This window comes from Pseudomonas sp. NPDC087804 (assembly GCF_044742965.1).
Lineage (GTDB): Bacteria > Pseudomonadota > Gammaproteobacteria > Pseudomonadales > Pseudomonadaceae > Aquipseudomonas > Aquipseudomonas rustica.
In genome coordinates this window covers 32,133-56,911 of record NZ_JBIUVN010000027.1, presented here as the reverse complement: position 1 = coordinate 56,911, position 24,779 = coordinate 32,133, and the positions used below count along the sequence as shown (strand labels likewise).

19 protein-coding genes and 1 pseudogene are annotated in these 24,779 nt (G+C 59.9%); 14 read left to right on the top strand and 6 right to left on the bottom strand.

Translation table 11 applies throughout. The features are described 5' to 3' along the window. Window positions 1–387: 387 nt before the first annotated feature. Window positions 388–4,341, top strand: a complete 3,954-nt coding sequence (gene putA, locus ACIOMO_RS23445) for a trifunctional transcriptional regulator/proline dehydrogenase/L-glutamate gamma-semialdehyde dehydrogenase (protein WP_401243846.1) — start codon at window positions 388–390, stop codon at window positions 4,339–4,341. A 286-nt stretch (window positions 4,342–4,627) separates the two neighbouring features. Continuing rightward, the gene (locus ACIOMO_RS23440) at window positions 4,628–6,430 is read left to right on the top strand and encodes an acyl-CoA dehydrogenase (RefSeq protein WP_401243844.1); all 1,803 of its coding nucleotides are present in this window, start codon (window positions 4,628–4,630) and stop codon (window positions 6,428–6,430) included. A 200-nt stretch (window positions 6,431–6,630) separates the two neighbouring features. On the opposite strand, the gene ACIOMO_RS23435 is transcribed toward ACIOMO_RS23440, so the two are convergent. From ACIOMO_RS23435 to ACIOMO_RS23425, 3 genes are all read right to left on the bottom strand, one after another. Further along, window positions 6,631–8,568 (bottom strand): methyl-accepting chemotaxis protein, encoded by a 1,938-nt coding sequence (locus tag ACIOMO_RS23435; RefSeq protein WP_401243842.1) that lies wholly within the window; start codon window positions 8,566–8,568, stop codon window positions 6,631–6,633. 99 nt (window positions 8,569–8,667) lie between these two features. Beyond that, window positions 8,668–8,970: a cell division protein ZapA gene (locus ACIOMO_RS23430; RefSeq protein WP_053116699.1), complete on the bottom strand. Its 303-nt coding sequence runs from the start codon at window positions 8,968–8,970 to the stop codon at window positions 8,668–8,670. Beyond that, window positions 8,967–9,197 carry a hypothetical protein gene (locus tag ACIOMO_RS23425; protein WP_159811663.1) on the bottom strand — a complete coding sequence of 77 codons (231 nt, stop codon included), beginning with the start codon at window positions 9,195–9,197 and terminating at the stop codon, window positions 8,967–8,969. Before ACIOMO_RS23425 ends, ACIOMO_RS23430 begins: the two co-directional genes overlap by 4 nt. 251 nt (window positions 9,198–9,448) lie before the next feature. On the opposite strand from ACIOMO_RS23425, the pseudogene ACIOMO_RS23420 reads away from it, so the two are divergent. The 5 genes and pseudogenes from ACIOMO_RS23420 to selO all read left to right on the top strand — a co-directional run. Next, window positions 9,449–10,195: pseudogene (locus tag ACIOMO_RS23420) on the top strand (MCP four helix bundle domain-containing protein); the annotation flags it as partial. Window positions 10,196–10,225: 30 nt separating this feature from the next. Next, on the top strand, window positions 10,226–11,098 hold the full coding sequence (locus ACIOMO_RS23415) for a methyl-accepting chemotaxis protein (protein ID WP_371262353.1): 873 nt from the start codon (window positions 10,226–10,228) through the stop codon (window positions 11,096–11,098). Window positions 11,099–11,292: 194 nt separating this feature from the next. Next, window positions 11,293–13,035 (top strand): potassium/proton antiporter, encoded by a 1,743-nt coding sequence (locus tag ACIOMO_RS23410; RefSeq protein WP_212549893.1) that lies wholly within the window; start codon window positions 11,293–11,295, stop codon window positions 13,033–13,035. 34 nt (window positions 13,036–13,069) lie between these two features. Beyond that, window positions 13,070–16,423: a mechanosensitive channel MscK gene (gene mscK / locus ACIOMO_RS23405; protein ID WP_159811661.1), complete on the top strand. Its 3,354-nt coding sequence runs from the start codon at window positions 13,070–13,072 to the stop codon at window positions 16,421–16,423. 48 nt (window positions 16,424–16,471) lie between these two features. After that, the gene (selO, locus tag ACIOMO_RS23400) at window positions 16,472–17,935 is read left to right on the top strand and encodes a protein adenylyltransferase SelO (protein WP_401243839.1); all 1,464 of its coding nucleotides are present in this window, start codon (window positions 16,472–16,474) and stop codon (window positions 17,933–17,935) included. Between the two features lie 6 nt (window positions 17,936–17,941). Here selO and ACIOMO_RS23395 read toward each other — a convergent pair whose 3' ends face one another. After that, a complete protein-coding gene (locus ACIOMO_RS23395; RefSeq protein ID WP_053116693.1) occupies window positions 17,942–18,343 on the bottom strand; it encodes a type II toxin-antitoxin system HigA family antitoxin in 402 nt (133 codons plus the stop codon). After that, the gene (locus tag ACIOMO_RS23390) at window positions 18,340–18,636 is read right to left on the bottom strand and encodes a type II toxin-antitoxin system HigB family toxin (RefSeq protein ID WP_053116692.1); all 297 of its coding nucleotides are present in this window, start codon (window positions 18,634–18,636) and stop codon (window positions 18,340–18,342) included. The genes ACIOMO_RS23395 and ACIOMO_RS23390 overlap by 4 nt, the downstream gene beginning before the upstream one ends. A gap of 194 nt (window positions 18,637–18,830) precedes the next feature. Here ACIOMO_RS23390 and trxC point away from each other — a divergent pair, with 194 nt between their 5' ends. Beyond that, on the top strand, window positions 18,831–19,265 hold the full coding sequence (trxC, locus tag ACIOMO_RS23385; protein ID WP_053116691.1) for a thioredoxin TrxC: 435 nt from the start codon (window positions 18,831–18,833) through the stop codon (window positions 19,263–19,265). Window positions 19,266–19,394: 129 nt separating this feature from the next. On the opposite strand, the gene ACIOMO_RS23380 is transcribed toward trxC, so the two are convergent. Next, the gene (locus tag ACIOMO_RS23380) at window positions 19,395–20,165 is read right to left on the bottom strand and encodes a ParA family protein (RefSeq protein ID WP_053116690.1); all 771 of its coding nucleotides are present in this window, start codon (window positions 20,163–20,165) and stop codon (window positions 19,395–19,397) included. A gap of 356 nt (window positions 20,166–20,521) precedes the next feature. Here ACIOMO_RS23380 and ACIOMO_RS23375 point away from each other — a divergent pair, with 356 nt between their 5' ends. The 6 genes from ACIOMO_RS23375 to ACIOMO_RS23350 are packed head-to-tail and all read left to right on the top strand — an operon-like array spanning window position 20,522 to window position 24,770. Beyond that, window positions 20,522–21,247 (top strand): beta-ketoacyl synthase chain length factor, encoded by a 726-nt coding sequence (locus ACIOMO_RS23375; RefSeq protein WP_053116689.1) that lies wholly within the window; start codon window positions 20,522–20,524, stop codon window positions 21,245–21,247. Continuing rightward, window positions 21,223–22,047 (top strand): lysophospholipid acyltransferase family protein, encoded by an 825-nt coding sequence (locus tag ACIOMO_RS23370; protein WP_401243835.1) that lies wholly within the window; start codon window positions 21,223–21,225, stop codon window positions 22,045–22,047. The genes ACIOMO_RS23375 and ACIOMO_RS23370 overlap by 25 nt, the downstream gene beginning before the upstream one ends. Then, entirely contained in the window at window positions 22,013–22,288 is a 276-nt protein-coding gene (locus tag ACIOMO_RS23365) for a phosphopantetheine-binding protein (RefSeq protein WP_401243833.1), read from the top strand. Before ACIOMO_RS23370 ends, ACIOMO_RS23365 begins: the two co-directional genes overlap by 35 nt. 9 nt (window positions 22,289–22,297) lie before the next feature. Next, window positions 22,298–22,552 (top strand): acyl carrier protein, encoded by a 255-nt coding sequence (locus ACIOMO_RS23360; RefSeq protein WP_053116686.1) that lies wholly within the window; start codon window positions 22,298–22,300, stop codon window positions 22,550–22,552. Next, window positions 22,549–23,094, top strand: a complete 546-nt coding sequence (locus ACIOMO_RS23355; protein WP_159811654.1) for a hypothetical protein — start codon at window positions 22,549–22,551, stop codon at window positions 23,092–23,094. Before ACIOMO_RS23360 ends, ACIOMO_RS23355 begins: the two co-directional genes overlap by 4 nt. Next, window positions 23,091–24,770, top strand: a complete 1,680-nt coding sequence (locus ACIOMO_RS23350) for an AMP-binding protein (protein ID WP_401243831.1) — start codon at window positions 23,091–23,093, stop codon at window positions 24,768–24,770. The genes ACIOMO_RS23355 and ACIOMO_RS23350 overlap by 4 nt, the downstream gene beginning before the upstream one ends. Window positions 24,771–24,779 lie beyond the last annotated feature (9 nt).

The following is a 24,779-nucleotide window of genomic DNA, read 5'->3' as shown; positions in this document are numbered from 1 at the left end:
GATTCGGGATCCCGCGCATTTAGGACTGATGTTTCCCCAGGAAAGCCATCAGCCGATACACCGGACTATTTTCCCGGTTGCACCTTGGGCGCGAATCCTATGCAACAAAGCAAAAGAGGTGCAACCAGTTTCGTGAGAATAAGTTGCACCTAGTCGGTTTTATCGACAATCACCGCGTTTTTGCTCCCTTTTGTGGCAGTCATGGCCATTTGCTAGAAGCAAAAGCACCAAGCAGGAGCAGTACTTTCGTACCAGAAAATAATTCCTGACGAGCTGCTTATTATTCCGGCAAAAAAAGGGTTGCACCCGGTTGCACCTCTTTCGGCGCACGGCTAATCTTGCGGCCAGCTGATGCCACGCAACTGTGGCAACCATGAGGATAAAAATATGGCTACCACCACCCTTGGGGTCAAACTCGATGACCCGACCCGCGAGCGCCTGAAGGCTGCCGCGACCTCGATTGATCGCACACCGCACTGGCTGATCAAGCAGGCAATTTTCAATTACCTGGAGAAACTCGAGGGTGGTGCAACCTTGACCGAGCTGAACGGTTTGACCGCCAAGGACGCCGATGAGGCGGGCGAAGTCCACAACGATCACGCTCACCAGTGCTTCCTTGAATTCGCTGAAAGCATCCTGCCGCAGTCCGTTCTGCGCGCTTCGATCACTGCCGCTTACCGTCGCCCTGAGCCGGAAGTCGTGCCGATGCTGATCGAGCAGGCTCGCCTGCCAGTCGCCATGGCTGAAGCCACCAACAAACTCGCCGCCTCCATCGCGGAAAAACTGCGTAACCAGAAAAGCGCTGGCGGTCGTGCAGGCATTGTTCAGGGTCTGCTGCAGGAATTTTCCCTGTCGTCCCAGGAAGGCGTGGCACTGATGTGCCTGGCCGAAGCGCTGCTGCGTATCCCGGACAAGGGCACTCGTGATGCGCTGATCCGCGACAAGATCAGCACCGGCAACTGGCATCCACATTTGGGCAACAGCCCGTCGCTGTTCGTCAACGCCGCCACTTGGGGTCTGCTGCTGACCGGCAAACTGGTCTCGACCCACAACGAAGCCGGCCTGACCTCGTCGCTGAGCCGCATCATCGGCAAGAGCGGCGAACCGATGATCCGCAAGGGCGTCGACATGGCCATGCGCCTGATGGGCGAGCAGTTCGTCACCGGCGAAACCATCGCCGAAGCGCTGGCCAATGCGAGCAAGTTCGAAGCCAAGGGCTTCCGTTATTCCTACGACATGCTCGGTGAAGCGGCGCTGACCGAACACGATGCGCAGAAGTACCTGGCGTCGTACGAACAAGCCATTCACTCGATCGGCAAAGCGTCCCACGGTCGTGGGATTTATGAAGGCCCGGGCATCTCCATCAAGCTGTCGGCATTGCACCCGCGTTACAGCCGCGCGCAATACGAGCGTGTGATGGACGAGTTGTACCCGCGCCTGCTGTCGCTGACCCTGCTGGCCAAGCAATACGACATCGGCCTGAACATCGACGCCGAAGAAGCCGACCGTCTCGAACTGTCGCTGGATCTGCTTGAGCGCCTGTGCTTCGAGCCGCAACTGACTGGCTGGAACGGCATTGGTTTCGTCATCCAGGCTTATCAGAAGCGTTGCCCGTATGTGATCGACTACGTGATTGATCTGGCCCGTCGCAGCCGTCATCGCCTGATGATCCGCCTGGTGAAAGGCGCGTACTGGGACAGCGAAATCAAACGTGCTCAGGTCGAAGGCCTGGAAGGCTATCCGGTCTACACCCGCAAGGTGTACACCGACGTTTCCTACATCGCTTGCGCACGCAAATTGCTGTCGGTGCCGGAAGTCATCTACCCGCAGTTCGCCACGCACAACGCCCACACCTTGTCGGCGATTTACCACATTGCCGGTCAGAACTATTACCCCGGCCAGTACGAATTCCAGTGCCTGCACGGCATGGGCGAACCGCTCTACGAGCAGGTTGTAGGTAAAGTTTCCGACGGCAAGCTGAACCGTCCGTGCCGCGTGTACGCACCGGTCGGTACTCACGAAACATTGCTGGCGTACCTCGTACGTCGCTTGCTGGAAAACGGCGCGAACACCTCGTTCGTCAACCGCATCGCCGATCAGTCGATTTCGATTCAGGAGCTTGTGGCCGATCCAGTGGCGCAGATCGAGCAGATGGCGACCGTGGAAGGTGGTTTCGGCCTGCCGCACCCGCGCATTCCACTGCCGCGCGATCTGTACGGTGCCGAGCGCGCCAACTCCAGCGGCATCGACATGGCCAACGAACATCGTCTGGCTTCGCTGTCCTGCGCCCTGCTCGCCACTGCCCACACCGACTGGAAAGCTGCGCCGATGCTCGGTTGCGCTTCCAGCACTGAAACCCCGGCAGCCGTGCTGAACCCGGCGGATCACCGCGATGTGGTCGGTCACGTTCAGGAAGCCACCGTCGAAGACGTCGACAACGCGATTCAATGCGCGCTGAACGCAGCACCGATCTGGCAGGCCACCCCGCCCGCCGAACGTGCGGCGATTCTGGAACGTGCCGCTGATTTGATGGAAGGTGAAATCCAGCCTCTGATGGGCCTGTTGGCTCGCGAAGCCGGCAAGACTTTCGCCAACGCCATCGCCGAAGTCCGCGAAGCCGTCGACTTCCTGCGTTATTACGCGGTGCAAGCGCGCAACGATTTCAGCAACGACGCCCACCGTCCATTGGGCCCGGTTGTGTGCATCAGCCCGTGGAACTTCCCGCTGGCGATCTTCAGCGGTCAAGTCGCTGCGGCATTGGCTGCCGGTAACCCGGTATTGGCCAAACCTGCCGAGCAAACTCCGCTGGTGGCGGCTCAAGCCGTGCGCTTGCTGCTCGAAGCCGGGATCCCGGAAGGCGTGCTGCAACTGCTGCCGGGGCGCGGTGAAACTGTCGGTGCCGGTCTGGTCGGTGATGAGCGCGTCAAAGGCGTGATGTTCACCGGTTCCACCGAAGTCGCGCGCCTGCTGCAACGCAACATTGCTGGCCGTCTCGACAGCCAGGGCCGTCCGATTCCACTGATCGCCGAAACCGGCGGGCAGAACGCGATGATCGTCGACTCCTCGGCACTGACCGAACAAGTCGTGATCGACGTGGTGTCGTCGGCGTTCGACAGCGCTGGCCAGCGTTGCTCGGCGCTGCGGGTACTGTGCTTGCAGGAAGATTCCGCGGATCGTGTCATCGAAATGCTCAAAGGTGCCATGGCGGAAAGCCGTCTCGGCAACCCGGAGCGCCTGTCCGTGGACATCGGCCCGGTGATCGACGCCGAAGCCAAGGCTGGCATCGACAAGCACATCCAGGGCATGCGCGACAAAGGTCGCAATGTTTACCAGGTGGCGATCGCCGACACCGAAGAGGTCAAACGCGGCACCTTCGTCATGCCGACCCTGATCGAACTGGAAAGCTTCGACGAGCTGCAACGCGAGATCTTCGGCCCGGTGCTGCACGTGGTGCGCTACAAGCGTAAAGAGATCGATCAACTGATCGCTCAGATCAACGCTTCCGGTTATGGCCTGACGCTGGGCGTGCACACCCGGATCGACGAGACCATCGCCAAGGTGATCGACAACGTCAACGCCGGTAACGTCTACGTTAACCGCAACATCGTCGGTGCCGTGGTCGGCGTGCAGCCATTCGGCGGCGAAGGCCTGTCGGGTACTGGCCCGAAAGCCGGTGGCCCGCTGTACCTGTACCGTTTGCTGGCAACACGTCCTACGGACGCCATCGAACAATCCTTCGCTCGCGGTGATGCGGTTATCGCCCCGGACGTTCGTTTGCGCGACGCTATGAGCAAACCGCTGAACGCCCTGAAAGCCTGGGCTGAAAGCAACAAGTACGCCGACCTGAGCACCCTGTGCGTGCAGTACGCGGCGCAATCGCAGAGCGGCATCACTCGCGTGCTGGCCGGCCCGACCGGCGAGAAAAACAGCTACGCGATCCTGCCGCGCGAGCACGTGCTGTGCCTGGCCGAGGTTGAAGGTGATTTGCTGACGCAACTGGCGGCGGTGCTGGCGGTAGGCGGTTCGGCGGTATGGCCGGAGTCCGACATCAGCAAGGCATTGTTCGCACGCTTGCCGAAGGAGATTCAGACGCGTATCAAGCTGGTAGCTGACTGGAATAAAGACGAAGTGGTGTTTGATGCGGTTCTGCATCACGGCCATTCCGACCAGTTGCGCGGCGTTTGCCAGCAGATTGCCAAGCGTGCCGGCGCGATTGTTGGGGTTCAGGGCTTGTCTCAGGGCGAGACCAACATTGCCCTGGAGCGTCTGGTGATTGAACGCGCGTTGAGCGTTAACACTGCGGCGGCGGGTGGTAATGCCAGCTTGATGACTATCGGCTAAACCGCTGTAAATCCGGGCGGCCGCAATGGTCGCCTGGAATGAAATCCCCTGTAGGAGTGAGCCTGCTCGCGATAGCTATCTATCAGACACATTTGTTTGACTGACACACCGCTATCGCGAGCAGGCTCACTCCTACAAAAGATCAAAAGATCAAAAGATCGCAGCCTTCGGCAGCTCCTACAGAAGGCTGCGATCTTTTGCTTCTGTATCACGCCCATCAATCATCCTGTTCAGCCTTTATCAGCACGCCTAGACTCGGCCCAACCCCAATTTCAGGTAGGCCGCCATGTCCGAGACGCTGCTCAGTTCCCGCAATCTGGCTTTCGAGCTGTATGAAGTCCTCGATGCCGAGGGCCTGACCCGGCGTGAGCGCTTTGCCGAACACAACCGCGAGACCTTCGACGCTGCTATCGGCACCGCGCGCAATATCGCCGAGAAGTACTTCGCCCCGCACAACCGCAAGGGCGACGAAAACGAGCCGCGCTATGAAGACGGTCAGGCGATTCTGATTCCCGAAGTGAAACCGGCGGTGGATGCCTTCCTTGAAGCCGGATTCCTCAACGCCGCGAGAAGTTTCGACGCCGGCGGCATGCAACTTCCTACATTGCTGTCGCAAGCCTGCTTCGCGCATTTCCAGTCGGCCAACGCTGCTTCGACCTCGTACCCGTTCCTGACCATGGGCGCGGCGAACCTGATCGAAAGCTTCGGCACCGAAGAGCAAAAAAAGCGCTTCCTGCAACCGATGATCGACGGCCGCTTCTTCGGCACCATGGCTTTGACCGAACCCCACGCCGGCTCATCGCTGTCGGATATTCGTACACGCGCCGAGCCAGCGTCTGACGGCACCTATCGCCTCAAGGGCAACAAGATCTTTATATCCGGCGGCGATCACCCGCTCTCGGAAAACATCGTGCACATGGTCTTGGCCAAACTGCCGGACGCGCCGCCGGGGGTGAAAGGCATTTCGCTGTTCATCGTGCCAAAGTTTCTGGTCAACGATGACGGCACTCTCGGCCCACGCAACGACGTGCTGCTGGCCGGGTTGTTCCACAAGATGGGCTGGCGCGGCACCACCTCCACCGCACTGAATTTCGGCGATAACGGCGAGTGTGTCGGCTATCTGGTCGGCGAACCACATCGCGGCTTGAGCTACATGTTCCAGATGATGAACGAGGCGCGGATCGGCGTCGGCATGGGCGCAGTGATGCTTGGTTATGCCGGTTATCTGTACTCGCTGGAGTACGCCCGCGAACGTCCGCAAGGTCGAGTGCCGGACAGCAAGGATCCGACTACCGCGCCCGTGGCGATCATTCAGCATGCTGATGTAAGACGCATGCTGCTGACGCAAAAATCCTACGTCGAAGGGGCATTTGACCTCGGCTTGTATGCCGCTCGCCTGTTCGATGACACCACGACGCTTGAAAGCGAAACCGAGCGTAAACAAGCGCAGGAATTGCTGGATTTGCTAACGCCAATCGTCAAATCCTGGCCATCGGAGTTCTGCCTGAAAGCCAACGAACTGGCGATCCAGATTCTTGGCGGTCACGGTTACACCCGCGAGTATCCAGTCGAGCAGTACTACCGCGACAACCGTCTGAACCCGATCCATGAAGGCACCCACGGCATTCAGTCGCTGGACTTGCTTGGGCGTAAGTTGGCGCAGAACGGCGGCGCGGGGCTGAAGCAGCTGATTCGCCTGATTGCCAATACGGCCGAACGCTCGACTGCGCACGATTCGCTGACAGCACTGCGTGAGCCACTGGAAAAACTGGTGGCACGCCTGCAAACCGTGACCATTGGTTTGCTGACGGATCTGGCGCAGGGCAAGGTCAACAGCAGCCTGGCGAACTCGGCGCTGTACCTGAAGGTATTTGGGCACGCGGTAATTGGCTGGCGCTGGCTGGAACAGGCGATTCGTGCGGAGGAAGGCTTGGCCAAGGGCAATGCGGCCGATGCTGACTTCTATAAAGGCAAGTTGCAGGCGGCGCGGTATTTTCTGACGTGGGAAGTGCCGGGATGCCACCATGAATTGGCGTTGCTGGAGGCGCGGGATGATACGTGCCTGGCGATGCAGGATGCGTGGTTCTGAAAAGCTACCCTCACCCCAGCCCTCTCCCGGAGGGAGAGGGGGCCGACCGGGGGATGGTTGATACTCCATCGACCTGAAAGAGGCTCACCGAATCCATAATCGACTGGCGTTTTCAGGTCGATGTATAGCAAAAGACACCTCGGTCAGTCCCCTCTCCCTCCGGGAGAGGGCTAGGGTGAGGGGCTTTTCTGGCTCAACACTCAACTCAACCTGAACCCACCCATCTGCCGCGCCAGATCATCCGCCAGTTTCTGCAACATCTGACAATCCTCACGACAAGCGCGAACCTCCCCCGCCGTCGCCCGCGCCAGATCGGAAATCCCCTGCACGTTGCGGTTGATCTCCTCCGTCACCGCCGACTGCTCCTCGGTCGCCGTCGCCACCTGATGGTTCATGTCGCTGATGCGCTCGACCTGCCCGGTAATCGCGGTCAAAGAAGCGCCCGTACGCTGACTCGACTCAACCCCGGTACCCGTCGCCGCTTGCCCGGTACGCATTGACGACACAGCGTTTTCCGCACCCTGCTTGAGGCTGCCGATCATTTGCTGAATCTCGTCAGTGGAGGCCTGAGTCCGCCGCGCCAACGTGCGCACTTCATCAGCAACAACGGCAAACCCACGCCCCATATCCCCGGCACGCGCCGCTTCAATCGCCGCATTGAGCGCCAGCAAATTCGTCTGCTCAGACACCCCGCGAATCACCGCCAACACCGAGTCAATCGATGCCACTTGATGCGCCAGTTCACCCACTGCGCCCGCCGCCAGGCCAATTTCGTCCGACATGCTTTCGATATGCCGGATCGACCCGCCAACATCTTCCCGCGCCTGCATCGCTTCATCCCGCGCAGTCTGCGATGCGAGCGCCGCGTTGCCGGCGTTCTGCGCAATTTCCTGAACCGTCAGGCCCATTTCGTGAACCGCGGTGGCAACCATGTCAGTCATTTCCTGCTGACGACCGGAGCGCTCGGCAGTGTTCTCAACCACTTTCGCCACTTGCCCCACCGCCGTGCGCAGACGCTCGCTGGTGGTCAGCACTTCCGCGATCATTCCGCGCTGACTGTCGAGGAAGCGGTTGAAGCCGCGCGCCAGATCACCTAGCTCATCGGCGCGACTGGAATCTAACCGATGGGTCAAATCTCCCCCGCCGCTACCGATTGCTACCAGCGCCGCTGTTACCTGACGAATCGGTCGCACCAGCCCGCGCGCCAGCCACACCACCAAGGCCAGGCACACCAGCGCTACAGCCAGACCGATGCCGCCACTCATCCACATCGCTTTGCGCGCTTCGGCGTAGATTTGCGATTGCGGCACTTCGGCCACCAGCGTCCAGCCCAGATCACGCAACGGCAGGCTGAAGGCCAGATAGTCTTCGCCATCACGCTGGAAGCTACTGTTCGTGGCAATTTTTTGACCCATGACCGCTTGCGCTGCCGCAGCACCAATCTGCTCCGTAAGCGTGCGTTTGCCACTGAACTGCGCTTCAGGATGCACCTGAATCAAACCGTCGGAACGCACGAGATAGACCTTGCCGCGCTCGCCGAAGCTGAAGTTGTGAATCAGCTCCGACAGCTCTTTCATGCTCAGCCCGAGACCGGCCACACCGACCACTTTGCCGGCCTGCTCCACCTTCAAATCGATAAACAGTGCCAATTCTCCGGTGGCGCCATCGTTGTCGATATTGAGGGTGCGCGACTGGTTGCTGTCGAGGAAGGAATAGAACCAGGCATCGGCCGGCTTGCTTCGACTGAGGGTGCGATCCAGGCCTTTTTCGGTGATGTAATGATTGGATTCGGTGCCGATGATCAAAGCCGTAAAAGCCTTGTGTTCGGCGCGGATGCCTTCCAGATACTGCGCGAAGCCCGCCGTTTTGCTGCTGTCTTCGCCAGACGCCAACCAGTCACGCACCATGGTGTTGCTGGCGATGTCTTTGGCAGCGGTGAGGGGCTGGACGAGGATGCGTTCGATGTCGTTGCGCGTCGCTTCGATGCTCGACGGCAAGGCTTGTTCGACCAGATAGCTCTGGGCGAGACGGTTGACCACCAGGGTATAAATGCCAACCACGATCAGGATACTGACCAGCAGAGCAGTGCCCATGCTGAGGATCAGTTGCCATTGGATACTGCGTCGCCACAACTGCATGGAGCACCCCCAAAGAATAAGTGGCGGAAGCAATGCAACAGCCGTGCCGATTGTATACAACCCGATCGACAATCTATTCTTTGGTTGTGCGCAACGCCGTCAACCCTGATTGATGGTCTTGGCGATGGTGTCGACCGTGGCGCTGACTTGCTCTTGGTAACGGTCGAGTTCTTCCTGATGCTGCTTCTTCATGTCGATCTGCTGCGAGCACAGATTCATCGCGGCCAGCACCAGCAAGCGGTCACCGATCAGCGTCGGGTATTTGCGTTTGGTGTCGGCCAAAGCGGCTTTAAGCATCAATGCTGCGTCCAGCAGGGTCTGTTCTTCCCCGGCCGGTGCCTTGATCGAATAGTCCTCCCCGAGAATGGAGATGACTTTTACCCCTGCTGTGCCGTGGTTCATGCGCTGACGGGACCGGCGTTGACGCGATCAACCAGCGCCTGAATGCGGGCGGCGGTGGTGCCGTGCTTTTCTTCCTGTTCCATCAGGCTCAGTTGCAGGCTTTCGTTTTCATCCTTGGCCTGAGCCAGTTCGGTGGACAGGTTCTGATTGGTTTGCGCGAGGGTCTGGTTCTGCTGCACCAGGTCGCTGACGAGCTGTTCCAATTGGCTGAGGGATGCTTCCAACATTTTGATCTTCCAGGCATTTTCAAAGGGCGCGTACGATAAAGAAAAGTCACCACGGATGCCAGGGTTAAACCGGCGCAAGGCCTTGATTTTCCTGGCGGGCGAGCGTTCCCGCGAGCTTTAAAGACTGTGATTTGCCGATCTTGTTCCTGCACTTCGTCGCCGAGCGCCCTCTGCGACAAATACGCGCAGCCCCTCAAGACTTTAGTCGCATGACCGATAAGTCATCCATTCAGCAGTTTTAGCCCGCATGGATGCGGCCCTTCTCGGTACCCTCCATGTCCCTTCGCAATATGAACATCGCCCCACGGGCGTTCACCGGTTTCGCCCTGATTGGCGCATTGATGTTGATCCTCGGCGTATTCGCGCTCAATCAGATGAGCAAAATTCGCGGCGCCACCGAAGACATCACCAACAGCAGCGTGCCGAGCATCAAGAGCCTCGACGAATTCACCCAACTGACCCTGCGCCTGCGTGTGCTGTCGTACCGTTTGCTGGTCAACCGCGAACCGGACGTGCAGCAGAAAACCATGGACTTGCTGGACATGCGCAACCAGCAGATCCGCAAGGCCCAGAGCGATTACGAGCCGTTTATCAGCAGCCCCGACGAACGTGCGGCGTACGATCAATATGTGCAGTTGCTGAGCCAGTACCGCCAGATCGAAGACCGGATGAGAACCCTGTCGCGCAACAATCAGGTGGATGAACTGCGCAACCTGCTCAACACCGACTTGCTGACCAACTCCGAAGCGGTCAACACCGTGCTCAACCGTTTGCTGGAGATCAATACCCGGCAAACCGTCGACACCAATCAGCAAGCGGCGGATCAATATTCTTCGGCGTTCGACCTGGTTGTCACCCTGCTGGTGATTGCGACTGGGCTGACGTTGTTGTTCGCCTGGTTGCTGACCGCCAGCATTACCAAGCCAATCGCCAAGGCACTGGAAGCCGCAGAAACCATCGCTGAAGGCAACCTGACGCAGCCGATTCAGGTCGATGGCAGCGACGAAGCCGGGCGCTTGCTGGCAGCGATGGCGAAGATGCAATCGAAGCTGCGCGACACTTTGCAGCGGATTTCCGGGTCGGCCACGCAACTGGCGTCGGCAGCGGAAGAACTCAACAGCGTCACCGACGAAAGTGCGCGCGGCCTGGTGCAGCAGAACAACGAAATCGAACAAGCGGCCACCGCGGTCAACGAAATGACCAGCGCCGTGGAAGAAGTTGCGCGCAACGCGGTGAGCACCTCGGAAGCCTCGAAGAACGCCACGACCTCGGCCGGCGATGGTCGTGATCTGGTGCAGGAAACCGTCAGCGCCATCGAACGCATGAGCGCCGATGTGCAGAGCACAGCATCGTTGATCGGTGATCTGGCCAATGAATCCCGAGACATCGGCAAGGTGCTGGATGTGATTCGTGGTCTGGCGGATCAGACCAACCTGCTGGCGCTGAACGCGGCGATTGAAGCGGCGCGCGCCGGTGAAGCCGGTCGTGGTTTTGCGGTGGTGGCCGATGAAGTGCGCGCCTTGGCGCATCGCACGCAGCAGTCGACCAGCGAAATCGAGCGGATGATCGGCAGCATTCAGAGCGGCACCGAACACGCGGTGGATTCGATGCGCAACAGCACCGAACGCGCGGAGTCGACGTTGAACATTGCTCGCGGCGCGGGGATGTCGCTGGATACGATCAACACTGCCATTGTTGAAATTAACGAGCGCAACCTGGTGATCGCCAGCGCGGCGGAAGAGCAGGCGCAGGTGGCGCGCGAGGTAGATCGTAACCTGGTGAATATTCGGGATTTGTCGGTGCAATCAGCGACCGGGGCCAATCAGACGAGCGCGGCGAGTAATGAGCTGTCGCGGTTGGCGCTGGATCTGAACAACATGGTTGGGCGGTTTAGCCTCTGAAAAAGCAAAAGATCGCAGCCTGCGGCAGCTCCTACACGGTATTGATGTGCACCCTGTAGGAGCTGCCGCAGGCTGCGATCCTTTGATCTTGAAAAAAGCTTTTTGACAGCATCACATTTCAACAGGTTAGAATCGCTGGCACGCAGACTGCATGGTCAGTTTGTGCCCGTCTTTACGCTTCTGGAGTACTGCCTTTGAATGCGACGACCATCAACAGCCTGTTCTTGATCGGCGCGTTGCTGGTAGGTGCAAGCATTCTCGTCAGCTCACTCTCCTCCCGTCTCGGCATCCCGATTCTGGTCATTATCCTCGCAGTCGGCATGGCCGCCGGGGTTGATGGCGGCGGGATTATTTTCGATAACTACCCAACGGCCTATCTGGTCGGCAACCTCGCACTGGCGGTGATCCTCCTCGACGGCGGCTTGCGCACACGGGTCTCGAGTTTCCGCGTGGCGTTGTGGCCGGCGTTATCGCTGGCGACGGTCGGGGTGTTGATCACCACCGGGCTGACCGGCATGGCCGCCGCATGGCTGTTCGACCTGAACCTGATCCAAGGCCTGCTCATCGGCGCCATCGTCGGCTCGACGGACGCCGCAGCGGTGTTCTCCTTGCTCGGCGGCAAAGGCCTGAACGAACGGGTTACGGCCAGCCTGGAAATCGAATCCGGCAGCAACGATCCGATGGCGGTGTTTCTCACCGTGACCCTGATCGACATGCTCGCCAGCGGCCAGACCGGTTTGCACTGGAGCCTGCTGACACATCTGATCCGTGAGTTCGGCATCGGCGGCGTGATCGGTCTCGGCGGCGGTTGGGTCATGCTGCAATTGGTCAACCGCATCAATCTGGCCAACGGTCTCTATCCGATTCTGGTCATTGCCGGCGGTCTGGTGGTGTTCGCCCTGACCAACGCCTTGCACGGTAGCGGTTTCCTCGCGGTATATCTGTGCGGTCTGGTCATCGGCAACCGCCCGGTGCGCAGCCGTCACGGCATTCTGCACATGCTCGACGGCATGGCGTGGCTGGCGCAGATCGGCATGTTCCTTGTGCTGGGGCTGCTGGTGACGCCGCATGATTTGCTGCCGATCGCCCTGCCCGCTCTGGGTCTGGCGCTGTGGATGATTCTGTTCGCGCGACCGCTGTCGGTGATGGTCGGTCTGCTGCCGTTCAAGGCCTTCCATGGCCGCGAAAAAGCCTTTATTTCCTGGGTCGGCCTGCGCGGCGCGGTACCGATCATTCTGGCGGTGTTCCCGCTGATGGCCGGGCTGCCGAATGCGCAGCTGTACTTCAACCTCGCCTTCTTTATCGTGCTGGTGTCGCTGTTGGTGCAGGGCACAAGCCTGCCGTGGGTCGCTAAATTGTTGAAGGTGACGGTGCCGCCGGAGCCTGCGCCGATTTCCCGGGCGGCGCTGGAAGTCCATGTCACCAGCGAATGGGAGCTGTTCGTTTATAAGCTCGGCGCGGAGAAATGGTGCATCGGTTCACCCCTGCGTGAGCTGAAAATGCCCGAAGGCACCCGCATCGCTGCCCTGTTTCGGGGTCAGCAACTGCTCCATCCGTCGGGTAGTACGGTGCTGGAAGTCGATGATTTGCTGTGTGTTATCGGCCATGAACACAACTTGCCGGCCCTCGGAAAACTGTTCAGCCAGGCGCCACAACGCGGCCTCGATTTGCGTTTCTTCGGCGACTTTGTGCTCGAAGGAGACGCCCAGCTTAAAGCGGTTGCAGCGCTGTATGGCCTGCCGGCCGAGGGCATCGATCCGGACATGACCCTGGGCGCCTTCATCGCGCAGAAAGTCGGCGGCGCACCGATCGTTGGCGACCAGGTCGAGTGGAACAACACCCACTGGACGGTTGCGGTCATGGACGGGAACAAGATCGGCAAAGTGGGCGTCAGATTCCCCGAAGGAAGTCGCCCGGGCCCCGGACTCTTCCTCTAAACTGCGTCCACTATCACTTGCTTGACCGGTCTCTATGCCTACCCTGCGCTCCTTTTTCGCCGCGGCCCTGCTGGGCCTGAGTCTTACTGTCGGCCCGCTGTATGCCGCCGAACCACCGTCCAGCGATGCCGTCCAGGCCAGCCTGGACAAACTTGCCGACAGCAAACTGCCGGATGCCGACAAAAAGACCCTGCAAACCGTCCTGCAGAACACGCTCAATCAGCTGAACAATCAGCGTGATTACGAGCAGAAGCTGATCGACCTCAAGCAGCAACTGGCGACCGCGCCCAAGCAGACCATCGAAAACGCCCGCGAACTGACGCGCCTCAAAGCCACGACCGTGGTGCCGGTGGCGCAGCGCTTCCCCCGCGAATCGATCACGCAACTGGAGCAGATCCTTACCGACCGCTCCACTCAGCAAAGTGACCTGCAAAAAGCCCTGGCCGACGCCAACAGCCTGATCATCACCGCGCAGACGCGCCCGGAGCGCGCTCAGGCGGAAATCTCCGCCAGCCAGACGCGCATTCAGCAGATCAACAACATCCTCAAGTCCGGCAAGGACGCGGGCAAATCCGTCAGCGCCGAGCAGCGCGACCAGTTGAACGCCGAACTCGCCGCGCTGAACGCGCTGATCCCGTTGCGCCGTCAGGAGCTGGCCGGCAACAGCCAGTTGCAGGATCTCGGCAACGCCCAGCATGACTTGCTCTCGGAAAAATCTGACCGCCTCGACCGCGAGATTCAGGAGCTGCAGACCCTGATCAACCAGAAGCGTCTGGCGCAGTCGCAGGAAACCGTGACCCAGCAATCGATCGAAGCGCAGAAGGCCGGCGGCAGCAGCCTGCTCGCCAGCGAAAGCACGGCCAACCTCAAGCTCTCCGACTACCTGCTGAAAAGCACCGACCGCCTCAACGAAGTCACCCAGCAGAATCTGCAGACCAAACAACAACTCGACAGCCTGACCCAAAGCGATTCCGCCCTCGACGAGCAGATCAACGTGCTCAAGGGCAGCCTGCTGCTGTCGAAGATTCTCTATAAACAGAAACAAGCGCTGCCGCGCCTGAAGGTCGACCGCGACCTGGCCGATCAGATCGCTGACATTCGTCTGTATCAGTTTGAAGTCAGCCAGCAGCGCGAACTGCTCAGCAGTCCGACCACCTACGTCGACAATCTGCTCGCCACCCAGCCGCCGGAACAAGTCACCCCGCAACTGCGCAAAAGCCTGCTGGATCTGGCCAACACCCGCGCCGACCTGCTGGAGCGGCTGAACCGCGAACTGAGCGCGGTGCTTAACGAATCGATCACCCTGCAACTCAATCAGAAACAACTGCTGAGCACCGCGCAAAGTCTGCGCGCGACCCTCGACGAGCAGATGTTCTGGATTCCGAGCAACAAACCGCTGGATCTGGAGTGGATGCGCAGCGTGCCGGAGCGCCTCAAGCGTCAGGTCGACACGCTGCCGTGGGCTTCAAGCCTCAGCGAATTGACTGATGGTCTGACCCAGCGACCACTGCTGTTCCTGCCGTTGGCGCTGCTGATCGGTGCCTTGTTGTGGCGCCGCAAAAGTCTCTACGGGCGCCTGAACAAGGTTCACCAGGACATCGGTCACTTCAAACGCGACAGCCAGTGGCACACGCCGCAGGCGATTCTGATCAACATTCTGTTGGCGATGCCGGTTGCACTGGCGCTGGCCCTGTGTGGTCTGGCCTTGCAGATCGACGCACGCGGACAGAACGCCAACATGGGCGCGGCGCTGCTGCAAATGGCGCAGGCGTGGCTGGTGTTTTACACCGCGTACCGGATTCTCGCGCCGGCCGGCGTGGCTGAACTGCATTTCCGTTGGGAGAAACCGCAGGTTGAATTCCTGCGCGGCTGGATCCGCCGGCTCGGTCTGGTGGTCATGGCATTGGTAACGATTGTCGCTGTTGCCGAATTGCAACCCGCGGCACTCGCCGACGACGTGCTCGGCATGCCGGTGGTACTGACCTGCTACGCCTTGATGGCGTGGTTGCTCAGCCGCCTGCTGATCAGCAGCCCGGCCCACGAAAACACTTCGCTGTTCCGCAAAGCCGTCGGCGTGATGTTCACGGTGCTGCCGATCGCCCTGTTCGTCGCGGTGTGCTTCGGCTACTACTACACCGCGCTGAAACTCAGCGACCGCTTGATCAACACCCTGTATTTGCTGATGTTCTGGCTGGTGATCGAAGCCACTTTCGTTCGCGGCCTGAGCGTTGCTGCACGGCGTCTGGCCTACCAGCGCGCACTGGCCAAACGGCAGGCGGCGAAAGAGGCTGGCGACGGCGAAGCGGTGATCGAAGAGCCGACGCTGGACATCGAAAAGGTCAACGAACAGTCGCTGCGCCTGATCCGTCTGGCCCTGCTCGGCGGCTTTATTGCGGCGCTGTACTGGGTCTGGTCGGATCTGATTTCGGTGTTCTCGTACCTCGACAACATCACCCTCTACGAATACACCAGCGGCACCGGTGCCAACATGAGCATGGTGCCGATCAGCATCGGCGACATGCTCGGCGCGTTGATCATCATCGGCATTACCTTCGCCCTCGCGCGCAACTTGCCGGGCTTGCTCGAAGTGTTCGTGCTGTCCAAGCTCAATCTGGCGCAGGGCAGCGCGTACGCGACCACGACGCTGCTGTCCTACGTGATCGCCGGTGTCGGTTTCGTCTCGACGCTGTCGACCCTCGGCGTCAGTTGGGACAAGTTGCAATGGCTGGTGGCGGCGCTGTCGGTCGGTCTCGGTTTCGGTATGCAGGAGATCTTTGCGAACTTCATCTCCGGCATCATGATCCTCTTCGAACGCCCGGTGCGGATCGGTGACACCATCACCATCGGCAACCTGTCGGGCACGGTGAGCAAGATCCGCATCCGCGCCACGACCATCACCGACTTCGACCGCAAGGACATCATTGTCCCGAACAAGACGTTCATTACCGGGCAGTTGATCAACTGGTCGCTGACCGACACCATCACCCGCGTGACGCTGAAACTCGGCGTCGATTACGGCTCCGATCTCGATCTGGTCAAGGAATTGCTGCTCAAGGCTGCCCGCGAGAACCCGCGCGTGCTCAAGGAACCCGAGCCGCACGTGTACTTCCTCAACTTCGGCGAAAGCACCCTCGACCACGAGTTGCGCATGCATGTGCGCGACCTCGGCGACCGCAACCCGGTGCTCGATGAGGTCAACCGCTTCATCAACCGCGAGTTCAAGAAGCAGCACATCAACATCTCGTTCCGGCAGATGGAGGTGTACCTGAAGAATCTGCACGGTCAGGAATACAAGATGGTGCCGATCGAGCCGGAGACGAAAACCATCGTGCCGGTCGCCGACGATCAGAAACCGCTGCAAGAGCCGCCGCCGGCCAAACTCGACTAACCGGTCTATTCCCAGCAGAATGCTCGGACATTCTGCTGGAGCAGGCCCTTGAAAGCCCTCGACGAACTGACCTTCGACAATCGCTTCGCCCGCCTCGGTGACGCGTTTTCCGCCCACGTGCTGCCCGAGCCGATCGACAATCCGCGTCTGGTCGTTGCCAGCCCGGCGGCGCTGGCGTTGCTGGATCTCGATCCAGCCACCGCCGAAACCGAGGAATTTGCCGAACTGTTTGGCGGCCACAAGCTGTGGGCCGATGCCGAGCCGCGCGCGATGGTCTATTCCGGGCATCAATTCGGCGGCTACACGCCGCAACTGGGCGATGGTCGCGGACTGCTGCTGGGCGAGGTCTACAATGCAGCGGGCGAGCATTGGGACTTGCACCTCAAGGGCGCTGGTCAGACGCCGTTTTCGCGTATGGGCGATGGTCGCGCGGTGCTGCGCTCGTCGATCCGCGAGTTCCTCGCCTCTGAAGCGCTGTTCGGGCTGAATATTCCATCCTCGCGCGCAGCCTGCGTGATCGGCTCCGACACCCCGGTCTGGCGCGAAAAACAGGAACGCGCGGCGATGGTGCTGCGTCTGGCGCCGAGCCATATCCGCTTCGGCCACTTCGAATATTTCTATTACACCAAACGCCCCGAACAGCAGAAAGCACTCGGCGAGCACGTGCTGGCCATGCATTTCCCTGAATGCCTTGAGCAGCCGGAACCGTATCTGGCGATGTTCCGCGAGATCGTCGAGCGCAACGCCGAACTGATCGCCAAATGGCAAGCCTACGGCTTCTGCCACGGCGTAATGAACACCGACAACATGTCGATCCTCGGCATCACCTTCGACTTCGGCCCGTTCGCCTTCCTCGACGACTTCGACGCCAACTTCATCTGCAACCACTCGGATGATCAGGGCCGCTACTCGTTCAGCAATCAAGTGCCGGTCGGCCAGTGGAACCTCAGCGCGCTGGCCCAGGCACTGACGCCATTCATCAGCGTCGAAGCCCTGCGCGAAACCCTCGGCTTGTACCTGCCACTGTTCCAGGCCCACTACCTCGACCTGATGCGCCGCCGCTTCGGCTTCACCAGCGCCGAAGACGACGACCAGAAACTGCTCGAAGATCTGCTGCAATTGATGCAAAACAGCGGCGTCGACTACACGCTGTTCTTCCGCCGACTCGGCGAAGACTCACCTCAGCAGGCTGTCGCTCAGTTGCGCGACGACTTCGTCGACATCAAAGGCTTCGACGCCTGGGGCGAACGCTACATCGCCCGGGTTGCTCGCGATGGCGTTCCTGATCAAGAACAGCGCCGCGCGCGGATGCACGCGGTTAACCCGCTGTACATCCTGCGTAATTATTTGGCGCAAAAAGCTATCGACGCGGCGGAGCAAGGGGATTACTCAGAGGTACGCCGGCTGCACGCGGTGCTGAGCAAACCGTTTGAAGAGCAGCCGGGGATGGAAGGTTATGCCGAGCGGCCTCCGGAGTGGGGGAAGCATTTGGAGATTAGTTGTTCTTCGTGAGGCAAGCTAGATAAAGACGTCTACAGGCACCTTGAAGTGGTCCGCCAACCAGCGGACCTGCCGCAGGTTCAACTTGCGCTTACCGTTCAGAATTTCGGAAACGACAGATTGGGTACCGACACCCGGCAGGTCGCTCTGGGTCAGTCCATGTTCGCGCATCATGTAGCCGAGGACCTCTTCGCCACTTGCCTCGGCCATGGGGTGATGCGTGCGATCCCATTCCGCAATCCAGTCAGTGATGATATCCACCAGACTCGTGAGTGGATGCGACTCGTCATCGCCGGTTATTTCGAGGATCTCGTCGACTGCCAGCACCAACGCATCGTAATCCTCTTCGTTCTTCGGTTTGCGAAGCAATGGAGAGACAAACTCCCAGTGCTCAGCAACCGTCTTGATCAAACTACTCATGGTTTTCCCTCTTTCCATTTGCCCCGATCGTATTCTCGATGGTCCAACACATGCTTGATGTAGAGCCTCTGAGATCGATAACTGACAAAGGCGATAAGCCTCAGTTTGTTGCCTCCAATGTCGAACACATGGAGATCACCGACCTTGTCGGTCGCAGGAAATATCGACTTCATTGCCGCGAAGTCCTTTGGATAACTTCTGCTTGCCAAACGAAACCACTGCGCTAGCGCGCTTGCCGCCTGAGGCCATTTTTCCCTGGCCACTCGAATGGGTTTTTCACTAAACACATGCATGCAACATCCTTATCGCATTCTGCTATGGGGAGTTAATCACAAACCAAAAATATCGCAAGTTGCGATACAGCTGAGCAGACCAGCGGGCTCGCCTGGTCGCTTTCAGCCTAGGCACAACGCGAGAGTCTGCACGATTGAAAATATGAGCAAACGTCTCCAACTAGGTGTTATCAGCTCACTTGCGGAATTCACTCATGACCAGCCCACTCCTCATCCCCTGCCCCGCCTGCAACGGCCTCAACCGCATCCCTGCCGAGCGCCTCAACGACCACCCGAAGTGCGGGCGCTGCAAATCCGAGGTGCTGCTGAACAAGCCGTTCGAACTCAAGCAAGGCGATTACGCCAGTCAGATCAAGGGTGATCTGCCGCTACTGGTAGATGTCTGGGCGGAGTGGTGCGGGCCGTGCAAGTCGTTTGCGCCGGTGTTCGAGCAGGCGGCGGTGCAGTTGGCGGGCAAGTGTCGGTTGGCCAAGCTGGATAGCGAGGCGAATCAGCAGTTGTCGGCGCAGTTGGGGATTCGCTCGATTCCGAGTTTGATTCTGTTCAAGAACGGCAAAGAGCTGGCACGGCAGAGTGGCGCGTTGCCGCTGCCGCAGTTGCTGGCGTGGCTGCGTAGCCAGGGTATCTGACCCACCACAAATCCAACTGTAGGAGTGAGCCTGCTCGCGATAGCGTTCGTCCAGCCAACATCTATGTGACTGACACACCGCTATCGCGAGCAGGCTCACTCCCACAGGGGATTTGTGTGGTTCTGGGGATCAGTGGCCTTCGATCAGGTTGTGCAGTTCGACAAATTGCTGGGTCAGTTTGTGTCGCGGATCGAGGTGGATCAGCGGCGTGCTGGCCTGATGGGATTCGCGCATGCGCACCGAGCTGGTCAAGTACACCGGCAGCACCGGCAATCCCTCTGCAATCAACTCATCGAGAATCTGCTGCGGCAGGCTGGCCCGGGCCTGGAACTGGTTGACCACGATGCCTTCAACTTCCAGACCTTCGTTGTGATCCTCTTTCAACTCTTCGATTTCCGCGATCAGTCCATACAAGGCCTGACGCGAGAAGCTGTCGCAATCGAAGGGAATCAGCACACGATCAGCGGCAATCAGCGCTGATACCGCGTAAAAGTTCAACGCCGGCGGCGTATCAAGGTAGATCCGGTCGTAATCCTCGGACAGCTCATCAAGCAACTTACGCAGCTTGTTGATCTTGTGCTTGGCCTCAAGTTTGGGCTGCAAATCGGCCAGTTCGGCGGTGGCGGTGATGATGTGCAGGTTGTCGAACGGGGTTTCGTAGATATCCGCCTGGTTTTTCTTCGAGAACGGCCCGGAAGACAGCGTCTGCTTGAAGAAATCGGCAATGCCCATCGGGATGTCGTCGCCGGTAAGCCCGGTCAGATACTGAGTGGAGTTGGCCTGGGCATCGAGATCCACCAACAACGTGCGATAACCCTCGCTGGCACTGACCGCCGCCAGATTGCAGGCAATGCTGGATTTGCCTACACCACCTTTCTGATTGAACACCACGCGCCGCATGACAAAACCTCCGTGTATCAAAGAATGACCGAGTGTAGATGCGCGCGGCCTCGCTTCGCTACCTCATCGGACATGGACTACACAGTCAGGTGCAAACTTCCGTCTGCAGTCTCAGTAAAAACTGCCGACGATTGACGAGATCCCCGACAGACAGGCCCTCGCCAATCTGGATAATGGCCAAATGACAGTTTTACCGCGAACCAGCCAGTACATTTCATTGCGCAAAATGTAACCAGCATTTGCTACACGCCCGTCGCACCGGGATAATGCGCGCCACCCGGCGCCAAGCGCCACGCCAAGTCCGCTGCGGCTTTGGTGGCTAAATGCGTCAACAAAAGCCCGCAGGGGCGGGATGAATGTCCGTGATCAACTTCAACATCGCCCAATGGCGCGCGTGGGCTCCCGGGCTCGACAGCGTGGACGCCTGGCAGGCCTGGAGCCGACAACCGGTCGTGCTTCAGAGCAGTGATGCCGCGCCCGATGTGTCGTTTTTACCGGCCATGCAGCGGCGCCGTCTCAGTCGACTGGCGCGGATGGCGTTCAGCGTTGGCTGGCCACTGGCCGACGGGCGGGAAAACCTGCCGCTGGTGTTTGTCTCGCGCCACGGCGAAACCCCACGTACGTACGAAATTCTCAGCGATCTGGCCACCGACCAGCCGCTATCCCCCACCCAGTTCAGCCTGTCAGTGCATAACGCGATCATCGGTCTGTGGTCGATCATGCGCGGCGAAACCAGCGAAATGACCGCCCTCGCCGCAGCGGGCGACGGCCTCGAACACGGCATGCTCGAAGCGGCGGCACTGCTGAATGAAGGCGCCCCGGCCGTGTTGCTGGTGATCACCGAGGAGCAACCGCCGCAAGCCTATTCGCAGTGGATTGATGACGTGCCGTTCCCTTACGCGCTGGGTCTGTTGCTAACCCCCGGTACCGACTGGCGGCTGACCCTGAACAGCACCCCGCAAGCACTGTCCAAATCGGACTGGCCCCACGCGCTCAATCTGTTGCGTACCCTGCTCGGCCAGCAAACCCTTTGCCAACATGCCTGGAAAAATCGTGTATGGACCTGGCAACGCAACCCGTGACCGAGAAAAACCGCGACGTCTATTACTGGCGGTTGCTGGCCACCGCCGCAAGCTTCGCCCTGTTCGGGCTCGGCGGGCTGTGCCTGCGCCTGGTGGTATTCCCGATTCTCGGCTGCCTGCCCGGCGACGCGCTGGTTCATCGCCAACGCGCGCGGCAGATGGTCAGTCGGCTGTTCTGGTTTTTTGTGCAGTTCATGGCCCGCACCGGCGTGCTGACCTACGACATTCAAGGCGCCGAACGCCTCGGCCGACCGGGGCAAATGATCATCGCCAACCATCCGTCGCTGATCGACGTGGTGTTTCTGATCGGTCTGGTACGCCAGGCCAATTGCGTGGTGAAGAAAAGCCTGTGGGAAAACCCCTTCACCCGAGGCCCGCTGCGCCGCACCGAATACATCAGTAATGACGGCAGCATGGACATGCTCGACGCCGCCGCAGAATCTTTGCAAAGCGGCCAGAGCCTGATCATTTTCCCCGAAGGCACCCGCACTCAGCCGGGACAGCCGCCAGCCTTTCATCGGGGCGCCGCAGCCATTGCCCTGCGCGGTGCGAAAATCCTCACACCCGTGATCATCAAGGTCAACCCGACCACCCTGACCAAAGCCGAGCCGTGGTATCGCATCCCGCGCCGCCGTGTGCACTTCAGTTTTCGGGTCGGGGCCGATATAGATCCACAGACCTTCGCCGCGCAGGGGCCCGCCCCGCAAGCCTCGCGCAAGCTCAACGATTATTTGCATTCTTACTTTATCAAGGAGCTCGCCGAAGATGAGCGAACTGAACACCCCTATCCTGGTGCGTGACATCAAACTGCTGATCATCGACGCCCTCGGCCTCGAAGACATCAGCGCCGACGACATCGGTGACGAACAAACGCTGTTCGGTGAAGGCCTGGGCCTGGATTCCGTCGACGCGCTGGAATTGGGTCTGGCGATCCAGAAAAAGTACGGCATCAAAATCGACGCCGACGCCAAAGACACCCGCAACCATTTCACCAACGTGGCGAGCCTTGCGGCCTTCGTCACGGCAAAACAGGCAGCTTGAGACCGGACCATGCAAACTCGTGACGACATTTTCAACACCCTGCGCGATGCCTTGGTCGAGCTGTTCGAACTGGATCCGGCCCGCGTAAGCCTGGATTCCAACCTGTATCAGGATCTGGAAATCGACAGCATCGACGCGGTCGATCTGATCGATCACATCAAACGCCAGACCGGCAAGAAAATCGCCGCCGAAGAGTTCAAGACCGTGCGCACCGTCGGTGACGTGGTCGAGGCGGTTTACCGTCTGGTTCAACCGGCCGCATGAGCCGATTGATCGGCCTGGGCCTGCTGCTGGCCGGTCTGCTGTACCCCTTTGCGGTGTATTTCGGCATGGAGCACTTCGCCCCGTGGCAGTTCGGTCTGCTGCTGGGCGGCTTGTGGCTCGCGCGCGCCCTGACCGGCGAGCGCAAACCCGGCAGCCTGTGGATGGCTTGCGTGGCGATCGTGTTCTGCCTGTTGCTGGCGCTGTTCGACAGCCCGCTGTTGCTGCGCTGGTACCCGGTGCTGATCAGCGGTTTCATGCTGGTGCTATTCAGCCTGAGCCTGAAATACGGGCCGCCGATGGTCGAGCGACTGGCGCGGTTGCGTGAGCCAGAGCTGCCGGACATCGCGATTCGCTACACACGCAAGGTCACCGTGGCCTGGAGCGTGTTTTTCTTTTGCAACGGTTTGTGCGCCGCCCTCCTGACCCTGTGGGCGCCGCTGAATTGGTGGATGTTGTACACCGGCCTGATCTCCTACGGATTGATCGGCCTGATGTTTGCCATTGAATGGCTGATACGACAACGGGTAAGAGGCCGTACATGAACTGGATAAAACTTGAGCAGTTATTGCTCAAGGCCCTGCCGGCGCGGGCAATTTGCGCTGCGCCGGCACTCGATCACGCGCAACTGTGCGAACAGGCGCTGAGCGTTGCCGCCGGCCTGCAAGCGCAGGGCGTTAAGCACCTCGCCGTGCATCTGGAGGATGCCGCTGATCTCGCCATCGCCCTGCTCGGAGCGTGGCGCGCCGGCGTCAGCGTGTTGTTGCCGTCGGACTTGCAGCCGCAAACTCGCCAGCGCTGGTCGAGCGAAGTCGATCTGTGGCTGACCGATCACGCCGAAGACGCGCACCTGACTGACTTTCAGCAGCCGGCATTGCCCGCTGCGGTGTTGAATCTCGATCAATGTCAGCTGAGCCTGTGTACCTCCGGCTCCAGCGGCGAACCCAAGCGCATCGACAAAACCCTGCGCCAACTGGCGAATGAAGTTGAAGCGCTGGAGCAACTGTGGGGCGCGGATCTTGGTAAAGCCGGCATCATCGGCAGCGTCGCCACTCAACACATCTATGGTTTGCTGTTTCGCGTGCTGTGGCCGCTGTGCGCCGGGCGCCCGTTTGTGCGCAAGCAACTGGCCTTCCCGGAAGACATGCAGCGCGCCAGCCGCGAACATCCGACCTTCGCCTGGGTCGCGAGCCCGGCGCTGCTCAAACGCATGGGCGACAACCTTGATTGGCCTGCATTGAGCGCGGTGCGGCGGGTATTTTCCTCGGGTGGCGCGTTGCCGCTTGAGGCTGCGCAAAGTCTGCAACAACGCTTGCAGCAATGGCCCACGGAAATTCTTGGCAGCTCGGAAACCGGCGGCATTGCCTGGCGTCAGGGTGAACAACTGTGGCAACCGTTCGCCGGTGTCCAATTGAGCCAGGACAGCGAGGGCGCGCTGTTGATCGCTTCGCCTTATCTGCCTGCCGGCCATGTCGAACACACCGCCGACGCGGCGCGCATTGCTGCCGATGGTCGTTTCGAGTTGTTGGGACGGCTGGATCGCATCGTCAAACTCGAAGAAAAACGTATTTCTTTGCCGATGCTGGAACAGGCCTTGGTCGCTCACGACTGGGTTGCCGAAGCGCGGCTTGGCGTGGTGCAGGAAAACCGCGCGTCCCTTGGCGCCCTGCTGGTGCTCAGCGATTCGGGGTTGTTTGCGTTGCGTGAACATGGCCGCCGCAGCCTCACCGAAACTTTGCGCCAGCATTTGCGCCAACACTGTGAAGCTCTGGCCCTGCCGCGACGCTGGCGGTTGGTGCGGCAATTGCCGCTGAACAGCCAGGGCAAACTGCCCCAGGCCGAGGTTGAAGCACTGTTGATGGCGCCGCGTCCGAAAGCGCCGGAAGTGCTGTCGCAGGTCGAGATTGAGGGTGAATGGAGTTTGCAACTGAGCGTGCCGCCGGATCTGGCTTATTTCAGTGGTCACTTCCCCAAGGCACCGGTGTTGCCGGGCGTGGTGCAGGTGGAATGGGCACTGAACCTTGGGCGGCAGTTGCTGAATCTGAGCGGGCCGTTTGCCGGGATGGAAGTGCTGAAGTTCCAGCAACTGGTGCGGCCGGGGGATGAAATTCAGCTGCACCTGCGTTTTGATCCGGAGCGCAGCAAGGTGTATTTCGCTTATCGCAATGACACGGCGACGTGCTCCAGTGGGCGGATTCTTTTGGGTGTAGAGCATGATTGACCTTGGTGA